The following is a 15,683-nucleotide window of genomic DNA, read 5'->3' as shown; positions in this document are numbered from 1 at the left end:
CCGGAACGTCGGCGGTCATCCGATATCACATGTTCCGAGCCATCGCAGACGCACTCCGTACCGTCGGCGGCGCCATCGCAACCGTGGTGACGCTGCCCTTCCGCCTCCTCGCCCGCCTCTTCGGCGGCGCTTCACACGCCGGCCGCCGCGTCTGACCGTCCGCCCGCCGGTGCGGCCTGCCAGAATGCGGGCTACCGGGGGAGCCCCAAGCACCGAGAAGGCGGAACGGATCGTGACACAGTCCATCGGAGAGATGCCCGTCGAGGAAACGGCACCGGCCGACCAGGCCGGAGCGGTCTCCGTCGAGGGCAGGATCGCCGAGGAACTCGGCGTACGGGAACGGCAGGTCAGGGCCGCCGTCGAACTGCTCGACGGCGGCTCGACCGTGCCGTTCGTCGCGCGCTACCGCAAGGAGGCCACCGGCGGCCTCGACGACGCGCAACTGCGCACGCTGGAGGAGCGGCTGCGCTACCTGCGGGAGCTGGAGGAGCGTCGGACGGCGATCCTGGAGTCCGTGCGCGCCCAGGGCAGGCTCGACGCGGAGTTGGAGGCCCGCATCCGGGCGGCCGACTCCAAGGCGCGCCTGGAGGACATCTACCTGCCGTACAAGCCCAAGCGGCGCACCAAGGCGCAGATCGCCCGCGAGGCGGGGCTGGAACCGCTGGCCGACGGCCTGCTGGCCGACCCGACCGTGGAACCGAGCGTTGCCGCCGCGGCGTTCGTGGCCCCGGACCGGGGCGTCGCGAACACCGCCGCCGCGCTGGAGGGCGCCCGCGCGATCCTCACCGAACGGTTCGCCGAGGACGCCGACCTGATCGGCGAGCTGCGCGAGCGGATGTGGCGACGCGGCCGGCTCGTGGCGAAGGTGCGGGAGGGCAAGGAGGAGCAGGGCGCCAAGTTCGCCGACTACTTCGACTTCTCCGAGCCCTTCACCGAACTGCCCTCGCACCGGGTGTTGGCGATGTTCCGCGGCGAGAAGGAGGAGGTGCTCGACCTCACCCTGGACCCGGAGCCGGAACCGGCGGACGAGACGGCGCCCGCGGGCCCCACCGAGTACGAGCGCGCCATCGCCCACCGGTTCGGCGTCCAGGACCGCGGCCGTCCCGCCGACAGATGGCTGACCGACACCGTGCGCTGGGCCTGGCGGACCCGTGTCCTGGTCCATCTGGGCATCGACCTGCGGCTTCGGCTGCGCACGGCCGCCGAGGACGAGGCGGTGGCGGTATTCGCCGCCAACCTGCGCGACCTGCTGCTGGCCGCCCCGGCCGGCACCCGCGCCACCATGGGTCTGGACCCGGGCTTCCGCACGGGTGTGAAGGTCGCCGTCGTCGACGCCACCGGCAAGGTCGCCGCCACCGACACGATCCACCCGCACGTCCCGCACAACCGCTGGAAGGAGTCGCTGGCGACCCTGGCCCGGCTGGCGCGGGAGCACCGGGTGGAGCTGATCGCCATCGGCAACGGCACCGCCTCCCGCGAGACGGACCGGCTGGCCGCCGAACTGTGCGCGGCGCACCCGGAGTTGAAGCTGACCAAGGTGATGGTCTCCGAGGCGGGCGCCTCGGTGTACTCCGCCTCCGCCTTCGCCTCCCGCGAACTGCCGGACCTGGACGTCTCGCTGCGCGGCGCGGTCTCCATCGCCCGCCGTCTCCAGGACCCGCTGGCCGAGCTGGTCAAGATCGACCCCAAGTCGATCGGCGTCGGCCAGTACCAGCACGACGTCTCCGAGGTGAAGCTGTCGCGCTCGCTGGACGCGGTCGTCGAGGACTGCGTGAACGGCGTCGGCGTGGACGTCAACACCGCTTCGGCGCCGCTGCTGTCGCGGGTGTCGGGCATCGGGCCGGGCCTGGCCGAGAACATCGTCGCCCACCGCGACGCCAACGGCCCCTTCCGCAGCCGCAAGGCGCTCAAGGACGTCCCCCGGCTCGGCCCCAAGGCCTACGAGCAGTGCGCGGGCTTCCTGCGCATCCGCGGCGGCGACGACCCGCTGGACGCCTCCGCCGTCCACCCCGAGGCGTACCCGGTGGTGCGCCGGATGGTGAAGACCACCGGCGAGGAGGTGGCGGCGCTCATCGGCAACACGACGGTGCTGCGCTCGCTGCGTCCGCAGGAGTTCGTGGACGACACCTTCGGCCTGCCCACGGTCACCGACATCCTGAAGGAGCTGGAGAAGCCCGGCCGCGACCCGCGTCCGGCCTTCCGCACGGCCACCTTCAAGGAGGGCGTGGAGAAGATCGGCGACCTGGCGCCGGGCATGGTCCTGGAGGGCGTGGTCACCAACGTCGCCGCGTTCGGCGCCTTCGTCGACATCGGTGTCCACCAGGACGGACTGGTCCACGTCTCGGCGATGTCGAAAGCGTTCGTGAAGGACCCGCGCGAGGTGGTCAAGTCCGGTGACGTCGTCAGGGTCAAGGTCCTGGACGTGGACGTGCCGCGCAAGCGGATCTCGCTGACGCTGCGGCTGGACGACGAGGCCGGTCCGGCCGCGGACGGCGGTCGCGACGGTCGCCCCGCGCGCGGGCGGCGCGGCGGCGCGCCGCGTCAGCGCACCGGCGAACGACGCGGCGAGGGAGGCCGGCGGGACGGCGGCGGACAGCGCCGCGCCCCCGCCCCGGCCAACAGCGAGATGGCCGAGGCGCTGCGCCGCGCGGGCCTGCTCTGAGGCGTTCCCACGGAGGCTCCCGCGGTGGCGGAACCGAACCGGGTCCGCCACCGCGGGAGCGCACCGGCAAGACCGTCGCCTCGTCGACGGCCGGACACGCACCGTTCGCGTCCGTCACCGGATCGATCTTGCCTCGTGCCGCCCCCATAACCTACGGTGTCGTAACCTACGACATCGTAGGTACGTTTCCCCGTCCCCTTCCCCGTGGAGCTCCCATGACCCTCGCCACCCCTCGTGTCTCCGGCTCGGCGCAGTGGACGGACGCCCGTCTGCTCCACGCCCTGGAGGAGGTGGTGGCGAAGGAACTCGACCGTCATCTGAAGGTCGCCAAGGACTGGATGCCGCACGAGTACGTGCCCTGGAGCGACGGCCGCAACTTCGACGGGCCGCTGGACGGCGAGCCCTGGGCCCCCGAGCAGTCCAAGGTCACCGACATCGGCCGCATCGCCCTGGTGGTGAATCTGCTGACCGAGGACAACCTCCCCAGCTACCACCACGAGATCGCCACCCTCTTCGGCCGTGACGGCGCCTGGGGCACCTGGGTCCACCGCTGGACCGCCGAGGAGGGGCGGCACGGCATCGTGATGCGCGACTACCTGCTGACCTCCCGCGCCGTGGACCCGGTGCAGTTGGAGAACTTCCGGATGGCCCACATGTCGGAGGGCTTCGAGTCCGACAACCGGCACTCGATGCTCCACTCGGTGGCCTACGTCGCCTTCCAGGAGCTGGCCACCCGCATCTCCCACCGCAACACCGGCCACCAGTCCGGCGATCCGGTCTGCGACCGCATGCTGGCGCGCATCGCCACCGACGAGAACCTGCACATGGTCTTCTACCGCAATCTGCTGCGGGCCGCCTTCGAGCTGGCTCCGGACCAGACGATGCGCGCGGTGCGCGACGTGGTGGTGGGCTTCCGGATGCCGGGCCACGGCATGCCCGGCTTCGAGCGGGCCGCCGCGCAGATGGCGATCGGTGGGATCTACAACCTGCGCATCCACCACGACGACGTGCTCCAGCCGGTGCTGCGCTTCCTGAAGGTCCTGGAGATCGACGGCCTCGGTCCCGAGGGGCTGCGCGCCCAGGAGGAGTTGGGGATGTACCTGGAGGGGTTGGACGGCGAGGCCCGCAAGCTCGACGAGCGCCTGGCCGCCCGTCGGGCCCGTATCGAGGCCCGCAAGGCGGCCGCCGGATCCTGATCCCTCCTCCGGTGATCCCTCCGGCTCCGCGCCGCGCCGCCCGGTTCCCGGCACCGCGGTCGGTATGGACCATTGACACGACGGCCTCCCCGGTCGATTCTGAGAGCGCTCTCTGACCGTCTGTCGCGCTCGGCCCCGATCCGACCTCCCCTCAGCAGGCCCTCGCGGCAGGCGGCTTCCGTACGAGCCCGCACCGGGAGAGATCCGTGCAGCAGACGCCACCCCCACCCTCCTCCCCGTCCCCCACCCGCCGCCGGCTCCGGCGGCTCCGGCGGCTCCGATGGCCCACGGCCGTCGTCGCCGCCGCCATGTCCGGCGTCCTCTTCGCCAACTCGGCCTCGGCCGCGCCCGTCACCGAGCACTGGACGGGCGATTCCCCCCACTTCTCGCAGACTTCCGCCTCCGGCGGCACCGTCGGCGTGGTGTCGATGGACGGCCCGCGCGACGGCCGGGCGCTCCGGCTCACCCTCGGCGCCCACCCCGGCGTCGGTCCGGGCAACGGCGTGGAGATCTCCAGCGACGACCGCACCTACCGCTACGGCACCTACGGCACCCGCATCAGAACGGCCGACTGCACCGGCCAGGGCCGCCTCGGCGTCGTCACCGGCACCTTCACCTACTCCACCGACCACGGGGACGACGACGGCGACGGACTGCCGGACAACCACGAGATCGACATCGAGGTGCTCTGCGCCCAACCCCACGTCGTCTGGCTGACCATCTGGACCGACTACGACGGCTCGGTGGCGCCGGGGCAGCCGATCCCCGTCCGCAAGATCTCCCGCGCGATCGACATGCGCACCGGACGGGTCCTGCACAACTGCTACATGGTCGTGCTCGGCGGCGCGTGCCAACCGGAGCAGCCGGGCGAGAACAGCCCCGCGAGCGTCACCCCCGTCCCGAACTTCGACTCCTCCACCCAGTTCCGCACCTTCATGTTCGACTGGCAGCCGGACTCGGTGACCTTCTGGGGCTACGACGACAACGGGCGGAAGAACGTCCTGTGGGACTACCGCGGTCCGGCGTCCCGCATCCCCGACAAGCCGTCGGCCTTCATGCAGAACGTCTGGCACACCAACGAGTGGGACCCGTTGGACGGCCCGGCCCGTGAACAGCCCCGGACCGACATCTCCGCCTACGTCGACTCCACCACGCTCCCCCGCTGACCCGGGCGGCCGGGAGGACGACGAGGGGGTCGGGCCCGGTGGGACCGTCCACCGGGCCCGACCCCGCGCTCCGTGCTCCGCGTTCCCGGGGCGCGGCGTCAGCCCGCCTTGACCGCCTCGGCCGACTCGCCCGAGGTGGCGGACGGCTCCAGGTCGACGCTGTCGCGCAGCTTCACGGGGGTGAGGAACGACGCGGCGATCACGCTCACCACGGCGATGGCGGTGGAGACCAGGAAGATGTGTCCGGTGGCCTCGCCGTAGGCGGTCCGGACGACCTCCCGCACCGCAGGCGGCATGCCCGCCAGGTCCAGCGTGGCCCCGCCGCCCGTGCCGCCGCCCGCGTCGATCCCCAGCCGGGCGAGACCGTCGGCGATGTCCGTCGCCACCTGGTTGGCCAGCACCGCGCCGAGCACCGAGACGCCCACGGTGCCGCCGAGGGAGCGGAAGAAGGTGATCGCTCCGCTGGCCGCGCCCAACTCGCTCAGCGGGACGGTGTTCTGGACGACGAGCACCAGGTTCTGCATCGACATGCCGACACCGGTGCCGACCGCGAACATGCCGAGGCCGACGACGACGAGGGAGGTGCGGTGGTCGATGGTCGCCAGCACCGTGAACCCCAGGGTGAGGACCACGGTGCCGGTGACGATGTACGGCTTGACGTGGCCGCTCCTGGAGACCATGCGTCCGGAGATCGAGGAGGAGAGCAGCACGCCCAGCATCATCGGGATGGTGAGCAGACCCGCCTCGGTGGGCGTGTGGCCGCGGCCGATCTGGAAGTACTGACCGAGGAAGACCGCCCCGCCGAACATGGCCATGCCGACGGCGAGGCTGGCGAGGATGGCCAGGGCCGGGTCGCGGCGCCTGACGGTGTGCAGCGGCACGATCGGCTGGGCGACCCTGGCCTCCACGACGACCGCGGCGGCCAGGAGCACCAGGCTGCCGCCGAGCATGGTCCCGGTCTGCCAGGAGATCCAGGCGAAGTCGCTGTCGACGAAGGTGACCCACAGCAGCAGCAGGCTGACGCCGGCGGCGATGAGGGAGGCGCCGGCGTAGTCGATCCGCACGTCGGGGCGGCGCTTCTCGGCCAGGTGCAGGGTGCGCGCGAGCATGACCATCGCCGGCAGGGTGAACGGGACGGCGATGAAGAAGCACCAGCGCCACCCCAGCCACGAGACGTCGGCGATGGCGCCGCCCAGCAGCGGTCCGCCGACGGTGGCGACGGCCATGACGCCGCCGAGGTAGCCGTTGTACCGGCCGCGTTCCTTGGGGCTGATCATCGCGCCGATGATCACCTGCACCAGGGTCTGGAGCGCGCCCATGCCCAGGCCCTGGACGGCGCGGAAGGCGATCAGCTGACCGGTGTCCTGGGCGAAACCGCAGCCCAGCGACGCGACGACGAAGATGCCGATCGCGATCTGGAGCAGCAGCTTCTTGCTGAACAGGTCGGCCAGCCGGCCCCAGATCGGGGTGGACGCCGTGGACGTCAGCAGCATCGCGGTGACGACCCAGGTGTACTGCGACTGGGAGCCCTGGAGCGAGCCGACGATCTGCGGGAGCGCCACCGACACGACGGTGCTGCTGGTCATCGCCACGAACAGCACCACGAGCAGTCCGCTCAGCGCTCGCATCACATGACGGTGGTCCATCGGCGCGGCCTCGGTGGGCGCGGCGGTGGGTGGTGCGCTCACGCGCGACCTCCGGGAGGGGTGGGACGGAAAGGACCCATCCACAATACATGCCCATCAGGCAAGTTTTCTCATTGGGAAATTTTTACCGTCCGTAGGATGATGGCCCCATGGAGAACACCGTGCGCACCGTGGGACTGCGCGAGCGCAAGAAGGCCGCCACCCGACAGGCGGTGCACGAGGCCGCACTGCGCCTGACCGTCGAGCACGGCTTCGACCAGGTCACGGTCGAAGCCGTCGCGGACGCGGCCGGGATCTCCCGCAGGACGTTCTCCAACTACTTCGCCGGCAAGGAGGACGCCCTCCTCTACGGCGAGGAGCAGCAGATCCACGCCCTCGTCCAGGCCGTGCGCGACCGCCCCGTCACCGAACCCGCCTGGGAGGCGCTGCGGGCCGCGCTGGAGACCCTGTCCCGGCGGGAGGATCCACCGAACCGCGAGTGGGCCGTCCGCACCCGCCTGGCCAAACGGCATCCCTCACTGTTGGCCCGGCAGCTCGCCAACCACGCCGCGCTCGAACGGGAACTCGCCCTCGCCCTCGCCGTCGCCGAGCGGCCCGGTCCGAAGGGAGTGCGGCCCCGGGTGTTGGCCGCGACCTTCCTCACCGCCGTCCGGATCGGCATGCACCTGTGGATCGAGGAGGAGCAGACGAGGGAACCCGCCGAGGTGATCGGCGAGATCCTCACCGAGATGGCGGCTCCGTTCGTCTGAGCTCTCCCGAGCCGGGCTCCCGGTGCCCCCGGCCGCGCGGGGTGCCGCCCCGTCCGTCACCGGGGGCGGGAGCGCGGTGTCACAGCCCCACGGCGCCGATCTGCCGCAGCAGACCGAGGTCGTCCCAGTTCCACCAACCCTCCGCGATCCTCCCGTTCTCGCAGCGGAAGGTGACGTGACCGGTGCCCTCGACCTCCCGGTCGGTGGGGGCCATCCCCTTGAACGGCCCGACGTGGCGGCCCGTGTAGGTCAGCCGCGCGCACACCAGGTCCCCTTCGGCGATCATGCTCTCGACGGTGATCGTGGGCCGGAACGCCTCCAGAACCTCCCGGTTCTCCTCCTTGGCCCGCGCGAGCCCGAGGCCGTAGGAGGAGAGGGCCGGATCGTGCTCCCGGTAGTCGGGGGTGCACAGCGCGTCCGCCACGTCGTAATTCCTGCGGTTGATCACCTCTTCGACGAAGGTGCGCGCCACACCGGTGTTGAGCTGCTCGTCCCGGGAGACGTCCAGGTCCGTGAAGGTGGGCGCCTCGTCGCAGACCTCCAGCACCTCCCGGAAGATCCGGTCCGTCTCGGGCAGCCGCGAGTTCCTCACCGCCTCCTCGTAGGAGGGGAACTCCACGATCTCCACCACGTGCGCGGAGTCGGAGCGGTCCCGGCCGACGATCGAGTGGGTCGCCGTGCGCTTGCCCTGGGTCGCCCTGACCCAGTTGTCCATCAGCCTGTCCAGCTTGTCGGCCTGGTGGGTCCTGCAGTCGATGACCTGGATGAACGTCATGATGTCGCTCCCCACTGGGGAATTCCGAGGCACTTCCAGGCTACGCCCGGCACGGGGCGCACACGATTCCCGCCGGAACCGTCCTCGCCCGGGACCGGACTCGGCCCCGGGCCGGGCGCGGGCACGGAACGGACGGATCCCGCCGTCGACATCCCGCCGTCGATCGTCGGGCGCCGGGTGCGTCGCTTCGCCCGCACGGGGCAGACGGCGCGGCATGAGGACACCGACACGGACACCGACACGGACATCGACGCGGACATCGGTCTCGGCCCGCCGAGGCGCCAGACGAGCCGCGAACAGTTCCGCCGCGGGCACCGCCGCCCGGTGGGGGCTGGTCGCCTACGGCGTGGTCCACCTGCTGATCGGCTTACTGGCCCTGCGGGTGGCCCTCGGCGACCCCGAGCGCCAGGCGGACAGCGGCGGCGCGTTGCGAGAGCTGGCGCGGCAGCCGTTCGGGCAGGCCCTGGTGTGGGCGGTGGGCGTGGGGCTCGCGGCGCTGGCCCTGTGGCGGCTCTCGGAAGCCTTCCTGGGCGCGGCGCGGCCGGGCGGGCGACGGCCGAAGGAACGGCTGCGATCGGCCGCGCGGTCCGCGGTGCTCGCCGTGTTGTCGGCGTCCGCGATCACTCTGGCCGTGGGGTCCGGGAGCGGCGGGTCGACCGACGAGCGGTCCCGCGACCTCACCGCCCGGGTGCTCGACCTGCCGGCGGGCCGTTGGCTGGTCGGCGCGGCGGGCCTGGCGGTGATCGGGGTCGGCGTGTGGAGCGGCGTGCGAGCGCTGCGCCACGCCTACCGCGAGGAGTTGGGTCCGGTATCGGCTCGTGTGCGGCGCGTCGTGGACGTGCTGGGGGTGACGGGCGGCGTCTCGCGCGGCCTGGTCTTCGCGGTGGCGGGCGGCTTCGTGGTGCAGGCGGCCGTGCGGTACGACCCCGACGAGGCGAAGGGTCTGGACGACTCCCTGCGCGCCCTGGCATCGACCCCGGCGGGTCCGTGGCTGCTGGCGGCGGTCGCCGTGGGGCTGGCGCTGTACGGGCTGCTGCTCTTCGCCCTGGCCCACCGGCACAGGGGCTGACACGGCCGCCCGGGGTGCGTCCGTCCCCCGTCCCCGTTCTCCCTCGCCTCGGCCCGGAGCGTCGAGTTCCTTCCCCGGACACCACACGAGGGGGCGGCCTCGTCTCGAATCGGTGTCTCGAAAGCGCTCCCGCCTCCCGGGTCACGCGTGCCCGAAGGCTTGACGGCCCCGGGTGGCGGCTCTACGTTCGCCCGGAATTCCGAATACTGTTCGAAATTTCGAACTGGAGCCGCGTATGCCCCCCACACGCACCCGCCTCCGCACTCATCCCCTGCCGCTCCTGGCGGCGGCGCTCCTCGCCCTCCTCGCCACCCTGGTGCCGGGCGCCCCCACGGTCCGCGCCACGAACGCCCCGGCCTCGGCCCCGGCCGCCGCCCCGGCCGCCGGGACCTTCACCAACCCCGTGGTCACGCGGAACGGCGCGGACCCGACGATCATCCGCTACAACGGCTACTACTACCACCTGGGCACCACCTGGGCCTCCCACTGGGAGATGCGCCGCTCCCCCACCGTCGGCGGCCTGCGGAACGCGACCCCCACCACGGTCTACCGCGAGACGGTCGCCTCCCGCTGCTGCAACTTCTGGGCGCCCGAACTCCACCGGCTGAACGGCCCGAACGGCCTGCGCTGGTACCTGACCTACAGCGCGGGCGTCTCCGGGAACATCGACCACCAGCACGTCCACGTCCTGGAGAGCGCCGGCAACGACCCCATGGGCCCGTACACCTACAAGGGCCAGGTCGACCCGTACGGCGACAACCGCTGGATGATCGACAGCACCTATCTGACCACGCCCGACGGCCGCCTCCACCTCCTCTACTCCTTCTGGGAGGGCGGCACGCAGAACCTGTACGCGGTCCGGATGAGCAACCCCTGGACCCCCACCGGCCGCGCGGTGCGCATCTCCACCCCCACCCACTCCTGGGAGAGGCAGGGCGCGAGCGTCAACGAGGCCCCCGTCGTCCTCCACCACGGCGGACGGATCTTCCTCACCTACTCCGCCTCGTACTGCGACACCCCCGACTACAAGCTGGGGCTGATGGAGCTGACCGGCGACCCGCTGAACCCGAGCGCCTGGCGGAAGTTCCCCACCCCGGTCTTCCAGCGCAACGACGCGAACGGGGTGTACGGACCGGGCCACAACTTCTTCTTCCCCTCCCCCGACGGCCGGGAGGTCTGGATGGCCTACCACGCCAACTCCAGCCCCTCGGACGGGTGCGGCGGCACCCGCACCACCCGGGTGCAGAAGGTGAACTGGAACGCCGACGGCACCCCGAACCTCGGCACCCCGGTCTCCACCTCCACCGTCCTGCCCGAGCCCTCCGGCACCCCGGCCGGCACCGACCGCGAGTGATTCCGGGCCCCGCCGGCCGGTCCGGGTCAGCCGCTCCAGGCCGGCCGGCGGGGGTCGTCGACGCGGACGACCACGTCCGCCGTCTCCTGCGGACGTGTCTCGTCCTCGTAGCGGGCCAGGGCGGGCAGCGTCCAGCGCTCCTCCTCGGGGGTGCGGCGGGCCAGGGCGGCCGGGGTGAGCCGCAGGTGGACGGTCAGGTCCAGCGGAAGGCCCCGTCCGAGCAGCAGCGGTCCGTCCAGCAGCAGGACGCCGCCGGGCGCAAGGGTGGTGTACGGGCTGCGGGTGGCGCGGTCGGCGACCGGGTCCCACAGATCGGGCAGGACGCGGCCGGTGCCGCCGGGACCGAGGGGAGCGAACACCTCCCGCCACAGGGCCCCGTCGTCCAGCCACAGGTCGTGGTACGCGTCCGGGTCCCGCCGGCCGTACTCCAGCCGCAGCGACGCCGGGCGCAGGAAGCCGCTCGCGCTCACCCGGTGCACCGGGCGGCCGCGCAGCCGCAGCGCCTCGGCGAGTTCGTCGGCCCACCGCCCCGGCCGGGCGGCGTCCGCTCCGTCGATCGCCGCCCGTGTCCAGGGCGAGCCGTCGGCGGGCACGGTCTCCACCAGACGGTCGGCGACCGCCTCGGTCAGCCGGGGCCAGGTGACGGGACGGACGTCGCGGCGGGCACGGTCGGTCATGGACCGCAGCACAACACATCCTCCGCGGGGCGCGGTAGCCGCCACGGGCGGCGGTCGAAAAACCGTTTGCGGCCCCCCGGTCCGCCCCGTACGGTTCCGATCGGCCCTGTTGTCGTCGATCGGAGAGGCCGTTGCTCGTCTGAGGTCACAAGGCACCGGGTGCGCGGGTGGTGTCCCGCGCGGTTCTCCTCGTGTGACGACCTCGGGCTGTGAGCCGCCCTCCGGACCGGACGTGTCCGGGGCTTCGTGTTCCCCCTCCCCGTCTTCCGTCATCGCACGGTGTTCCCGGTGCCTCCGCGTGTCGCCCCTTCCGCACATCACGAGAGCAACCGGAGGCCCGTATGCCACCGTCCGCACCGTCCGCCGCGTCCATCGTCTGCTCCGGGCTGCGTTTCGCCTGGCCGGACGGCACGCCCGTCCTGGAGGACTTCCACCTGACCGTCGGCCCCGGCCGCACCGGTCTGGTGGGGCTCAACGGCTCCGGGAAGTCCACGCTGTTGAAGCTGATCACGGGCGAGCTGACCCCCTCGGAGGGATCCGTGCGCACCACCGGTGAGGTCGGCCACCTGCCGCAGACCGTTCACCTGGACACCGCCCTGCGCGTGGACGAGGCCCTGGGCGTCGCGGCGGCCAGGGCCGCGCTGCACGCCATCGAGGCCGGGGACGCGAGCGAGGAGAACTTCACGGCCGTCGGCGACGACTGGGACGTCGAGGAGCGCTCCCGCGCCGTCCTCGACCAGCTCGGCCTGGAACACGTCGGCCTGGACCGCACCATCGGCGAGGTCTCCGGCGGCGAGGCGGTCCTGCTGCGGCTGGCCGCGCTGCTGCTGGCCCGGCCGGAGATCCTGCTGCTGGACGAGCCCACCAACAACCTCGACCTGGCCGCGCGCCGCCGGCTGTACGACGCCGTCGCCTCGTGGCACGGGGTGCTGGTCGTGGTCAGCCACGACCGCGAACTCCTCCGGCGCGTCGACCGGATCGCCGACCTCCGCGACGGCGAGGTCCACTGGTACGGCGGAAACCTCGACGCCTACGAGGAGGCCCTGGCCGCGGAGCAGGAGGCGGCCGAACGGATGGTCCGCGCGGCCGAGGCCGACGTGCGGCGCCAGAAGCGCGAACTGGCCGAGGCGCACGACAAGCTCGCCAGGCGGGTGCGCTACGGCAACAAGATGTACGCCACCAAGCGGGAACCCAAGATCGTGATGAACTCCCGCAAACGCACCGCCCAGGAGTCGGCGGGCCGGCACCGCATCCTGCACGAGGAACGGTTGAGGGAGGCGAGGGAACGGTTGGACGAGGCCGCCGAGGCGGTCCGGGACGACGACGAGATCCGCGTCGACCTGCCGCACACCGCCGTGCCGCGCGGCCGGACGGTGCTGTCCCTGGACGGGGTGGAGCTGCGCTGCGGGGCCCGCGCCGAGCTGCACGTGCACGGCCCGGAGCGGATCGCCCTGGTCGGGCGGAACGGGGCGGGCAAGACCACGCTGCTGCGCACGATCGCCGGGGAGGTGGAGCCGGTGGCGGGCGAGGCGGTGACCCACGTCGCGACGCGGTACCTGCCGCAGCGGCTGGACGTGCTGGACGGTGGACTGTCCGTCGCGGCGAACGTGGCCCGCCTCGCGCCGCAGGCGACCGACAACCACGTCCGGGCACGGCTGGCCCGCTTCCTGTTCCGGGGCGCGCGGGCGGACCGGCGGGCCGGGACCCTCTCGGGCGGCGAGCGGTTCCGGGCCACGCTGGCGGCGCTGATGCTGGCCGAGCCCGCGCCGCAGTTGCTGATGCTGGACGAGCCGACCAACAACCTGGACATGGCGAGCGTGCGGCAGTTGGTCTCCGCGCTGGAGAACTACCGGGGCGCGCTGGTGGTGGCCGGCCACGACCTCCCGTTCCTGCGGGAGATCGGGATCACTCGGTGGCTGCTGCTGGACGGCGAGTTGGCGGACGTCGACCCGATGTGACGGGCCGGCGCGGAGGGCCGGGGCGGCGCGGAGGGCCGGGGCGGCGCGGAGGGCCGGGGCGGCGCGGGCACGGCGCGGGCCTCGGGGACCGGGACCGGGACCGGGACCGGCCGAGGGTGACGTCGCCCTCGGTCCCTCCCGGCCCGGACCGCCGGGCCGTGCGCCGCGCTCCCGGTGACGCCGCCGTGGACCTGCGCCCTCCACGCGGAGCGCCGCCCGGTGGGTCTCGGCCCGGTCGCACGGCCGGCCCCTCCGTCAGGTCCCGTGGGGGCACCGTCCCCGACCCAGGGCCCGGGCACGGTCGTCGAGGTGGAAGGCGGGACGCAGGTCGGCCTCGTCGTAGTAGCGGTGGAAGACGGGGGTGACGCCGCCGGAGACCGGCGGGACGATCCAGCTCCAGTCCGCCGGTACGATCCGGCCCCGACTCTCCTCCCTGGCCAGGTGGGTGAGGAAGCGGCGGGACTCGGTGTGGTGGTCGGTGATCCGCACGCCCGCGGCCTCGAAGGAGTGCAGCACCGCGATGTTGATCTCCACCAGGGCCCGGTCGCGCCACAGGGTGGTCTCGCTGCCGGTGTCCAGGCCCAGTCGTTCGGCGATGGTGGGGAGCAGGTTGTAGCGATCGGTGTCGACCAGGGTGCGGGCTCCGATCTCGGTCCCCATGTACCAGCCGTTGAACGGGGCGAGGGGGTAGTCGACGCCGCCGATGCGCAGGCGCATGTTGGAGATCGCCGGAACCGCGTGCCAGCGCAGGCCCAGCTCCGCGAACCACGGATGCTCGGGGTGGGTGAGCGGGACCTCCAGCACGAGGTCGCGGGGCACCTCGAACAGCCTCGGTTTGTCGTCGGGGGCGTCGACGACCAGGGGCAGGACGTCGAAGGGGCCTCCCGGGGGCTGCCAACCCATCTCCCGCACGACGTCGGTGAAACCGACGTACGCGGGGTCACCGGTGACCCCGCCGTCCGGCCGGCGGTGGCCGGCGTAGCGGACGAGCTGGTCGTTCCAGACCCTGGGGCCCGGCCGGTCGGGGGTGTCGGGGGCGAAGACGGAGACGACGGGGCGGATGCGCCCGCCGTTGGTGGCCTGGCGCAGGTGCTCGCACAGGTGGTGGTGGATCTCCTCGGGGGCGGTGACGTGGCGCCGGTCCAGCACGCGCAGGCTGTTCCAGTACAGGCGGCCGATGCAGCGGGCCGCGTTGCGCCAGGCGACCCGGGCCCCGAAGGCGAGTTCCTCGGGAGTGTGGACGTAGGTGCCGGTCGCCTCGATCTCCGCACGGACCTGGTGCAGGCGCCGCGCGAAGGTGACGGGCTGTTCCGGGGCCTCGGTGTGGAACAGGCGCAGGAACTCCTCCGCCTCCTCCGGGTCGGCGAATCCCCCCGGCCGGCCGGCCGGGGGCGGGGGGTCGGGCGGGGGCGAGGACGCGCCCGCGCCGGGGCCGGCGGGGTCGAAGGGACGGGAGCGCATCCATATGTCGTGGGATTCCATCAACTGCCTTGCGTACGAGGGGGCTTGCTCGGTCTCCGTCTCCGGTGGGCCTCCCAGTATCCGGAACGGCGCGGCCCGGCCGTGACCGGGGGCGGCGCCCGCCCCGTGCCCCGCCCGGACACGTCCGTCCGCCCCTGCCTCGGCCCGGCACGGGAGCGCCGGGGCACCGTGGTCCCGAGGTTCCACAACACTGGTGAGACAGCAATACTGTCCCAATGGACCCGGCAGCCTCCCTGACCGTCGACGAACTGGCCGCGCGCGCCGGCGTGACCGTCCGCACCATCCGCTTCTACTCCACCCGGGGACTGCTGCCACCGCCCGAGATCGGGCCCCGGCGGGTGGGGCGGTACGGGCCCGGGCACCTGTCCCGGCTGGCGCTGATCGAGGAGCTCCAGCACCAGGGCATGACCCTGGCGGCCATCGAGCGCTATCTGCGGCAGCTCCCTCCCGACCTCGGCCCCGAGGAACTCGCCCTGCACCGCGCCCTGGTGGCCTCCTGGGCACCGGACACCGAGGAGGAGACCACCCGGGAGAAGCTCCGGCGGCGGGCCGGTCGGGAGCTGACGGAGGAGGACATCGACCGGCTGGCGGCGATGAGCGTCCTCGCCCGTACCGACGACCCCGACGTCTTCCGCGTCGACCCCGGCCTCCTGCACCTGGGGGTGCGGCTGCTGGAGCTGCCCGTCTCGCTGAAGACGCTGCTGGCGGCGCGTGAGGTCGTCCTGGAGCACAGCCGTGCGACGGCCCGCGAGCTGAGCAGGATGTTCAAGGAGGAGGTCTGGGACCCCTACCGGCGGCGGGAGGACGATCCGGAGCAGGTGGAGACGGTGCGAGCGCTGTCGGCGCACATGCAGCCGCTGATCGTGCAGGCGCTGGTGACGGCGTTCCAGCGGTCGATGCGCGAGGAGCTGCGGGCCTCCTTCCCCGAGGAGGGGTGAGGGGCTCGCGG

13 protein-coding genes are annotated in these 15,683 nt (G+C 72.7%); 9 read left to right on the top strand and 4 right to left on the bottom strand.

The genetic code is table 11. The features are described from left to right. Positions 1-29: 29 nt before the first annotated feature. From F0L17_RS28125 to F0L17_RS21985, 4 genes are all read left to right on the top strand, one after another. Positions 30-155, top strand: a complete 126-nt coding sequence (locus tag F0L17_RS28125; RefSeq protein WP_269846161.1) for an LPFR motif small protein — start codon at positions 30-32, stop codon at positions 153-155. Between the two features lie 98 nt (positions 156-253). Continuing rightward, positions 254-2,662: a Tex family protein gene (locus tag F0L17_RS21995; protein ID WP_155073997.1), complete on the top strand. Its 2,409-nt coding sequence runs from the start codon at positions 254-256 to the stop codon at positions 2,660-2,662. A 215-nt stretch (positions 2,663-2,877) separates the two neighbouring features. Continuing rightward, positions 2,878-3,858, top strand: coding sequence for an acyl-ACP desaturase (locus tag F0L17_RS21990; RefSeq protein ID WP_155072413.1), 981 nt, complete (start codon positions 2,878-2,880; stop codon positions 3,856-3,858). A 206-nt stretch (positions 3,859-4,064) separates the two neighbouring features. Continuing rightward, positions 4,065-5,024, top strand: coding sequence for a glycoside hydrolase family 16 protein (locus tag F0L17_RS21985; RefSeq protein ID WP_155072412.1), 960 nt, complete (start codon positions 4,065-4,067; stop codon positions 5,022-5,024). A gap of 98 nt (positions 5,025-5,122) precedes the next feature. Here the strand turns inward: F0L17_RS21985 and F0L17_RS21980 are convergent, their stop codons facing one another. Next, positions 5,123-6,670 carry an MDR family MFS transporter gene (locus F0L17_RS21980; RefSeq protein ID WP_155073996.1) on the bottom strand — a complete coding sequence of 516 codons (1,548 nt, stop codon included), beginning with the start codon at positions 6,668-6,670 and terminating at the stop codon, positions 5,123-5,125. Between the two features lie 149 nt (positions 6,671-6,819). On the opposite strand from F0L17_RS21980, the gene F0L17_RS21975 reads away from it, so the two are divergent. Continuing rightward, complete coding sequence (locus F0L17_RS21975) at positions 6,820-7,419, top strand: TetR family transcriptional regulator (protein ID WP_155072411.1); 600 nt, start codon at positions 6,820-6,822, stop codon at positions 7,417-7,419. Between the two features lie 79 nt (positions 7,420-7,498). Here the strand turns inward: F0L17_RS21975 and F0L17_RS21970 are convergent, their stop codons facing one another. Beyond that, positions 7,499-8,194 carry an ester cyclase gene (locus F0L17_RS21970; protein WP_155072410.1) on the bottom strand — a complete coding sequence of 232 codons (696 nt, stop codon included), beginning with the start codon at positions 8,192-8,194 and terminating at the stop codon, positions 7,499-7,501. A 214-nt stretch (positions 8,195-8,408) separates the two neighbouring features. Here F0L17_RS21970 and F0L17_RS21965 point away from each other — a divergent pair, with 214 nt between their 5' ends. Further along, the gene (locus F0L17_RS21965; RefSeq protein ID WP_155072409.1) at positions 8,409-9,263 is read left to right on the top strand and encodes a DUF1206 domain-containing protein; all 855 of its coding nucleotides are present in this window, start codon (positions 8,409-8,411) and stop codon (positions 9,261-9,263) included. Between the two features lie 235 nt (positions 9,264-9,498). Continuing rightward, complete coding sequence (locus tag F0L17_RS21960) at positions 9,499-10,617, top strand: glycoside hydrolase family 43 protein (RefSeq protein WP_155072408.1); 1,119 nt, start codon at positions 9,499-9,501, stop codon at positions 10,615-10,617. Between the two features lie 26 nt (positions 10,618-10,643). On the opposite strand, the gene F0L17_RS21955 is transcribed toward F0L17_RS21960, so the two are convergent. Further along, positions 10,644-11,294: a nucleoside/nucleotide kinase family protein gene (locus F0L17_RS21955; RefSeq protein ID WP_155072407.1), complete on the bottom strand. Its 651-nt coding sequence runs from the start codon at positions 11,292-11,294 to the stop codon at positions 10,644-10,646. A 341-nt stretch (positions 11,295-11,635) separates the two neighbouring features. Between F0L17_RS21955 and F0L17_RS21950 the strand changes: the two genes are divergently transcribed. Continuing rightward, positions 11,636-13,252 carry an ABC-F family ATP-binding cassette domain-containing protein gene (locus tag F0L17_RS21950; protein ID WP_155072406.1) on the top strand — a complete coding sequence of 539 codons (1,617 nt, stop codon included), beginning with the start codon at positions 11,636-11,638 and terminating at the stop codon, positions 13,250-13,252. 255 nt (positions 13,253-13,507) lie between these two features. On the opposite strand, the gene F0L17_RS21945 is transcribed toward F0L17_RS21950, so the two are convergent. Next, entirely contained in the window at positions 13,508-14,734 is a 1,227-nt protein-coding gene (locus F0L17_RS21945; RefSeq protein WP_238419529.1) for a nitric oxide synthase oxygenase, read from the bottom strand. Between the two features lie 215 nt (positions 14,735-14,949). Between F0L17_RS21945 and F0L17_RS21940 the strand changes: the two genes are divergently transcribed. Continuing rightward, positions 14,950-15,672, top strand: a complete 723-nt coding sequence (locus tag F0L17_RS21940; RefSeq protein WP_155072405.1) for a MerR family transcriptional regulator — start codon at positions 14,950-14,952, stop codon at positions 15,670-15,672. The last annotated feature ends 11 nt before the right edge of the window (positions 15,673-15,683 follow it).

It is taken from the genome of Streptomyces taklimakanensis, assembly GCF_009709575.1.
GTDB classification, from domain to species: Bacteria; Actinomycetota; Actinomycetes; order Streptomycetales; family Streptomycetaceae; genus Streptomyces; species Streptomyces taklimakanensis.
The sequence above is the reverse complement of the archived record's forward strand: the minus strand, read 5'-3'. Positions and strand labels throughout refer to the sequence as shown.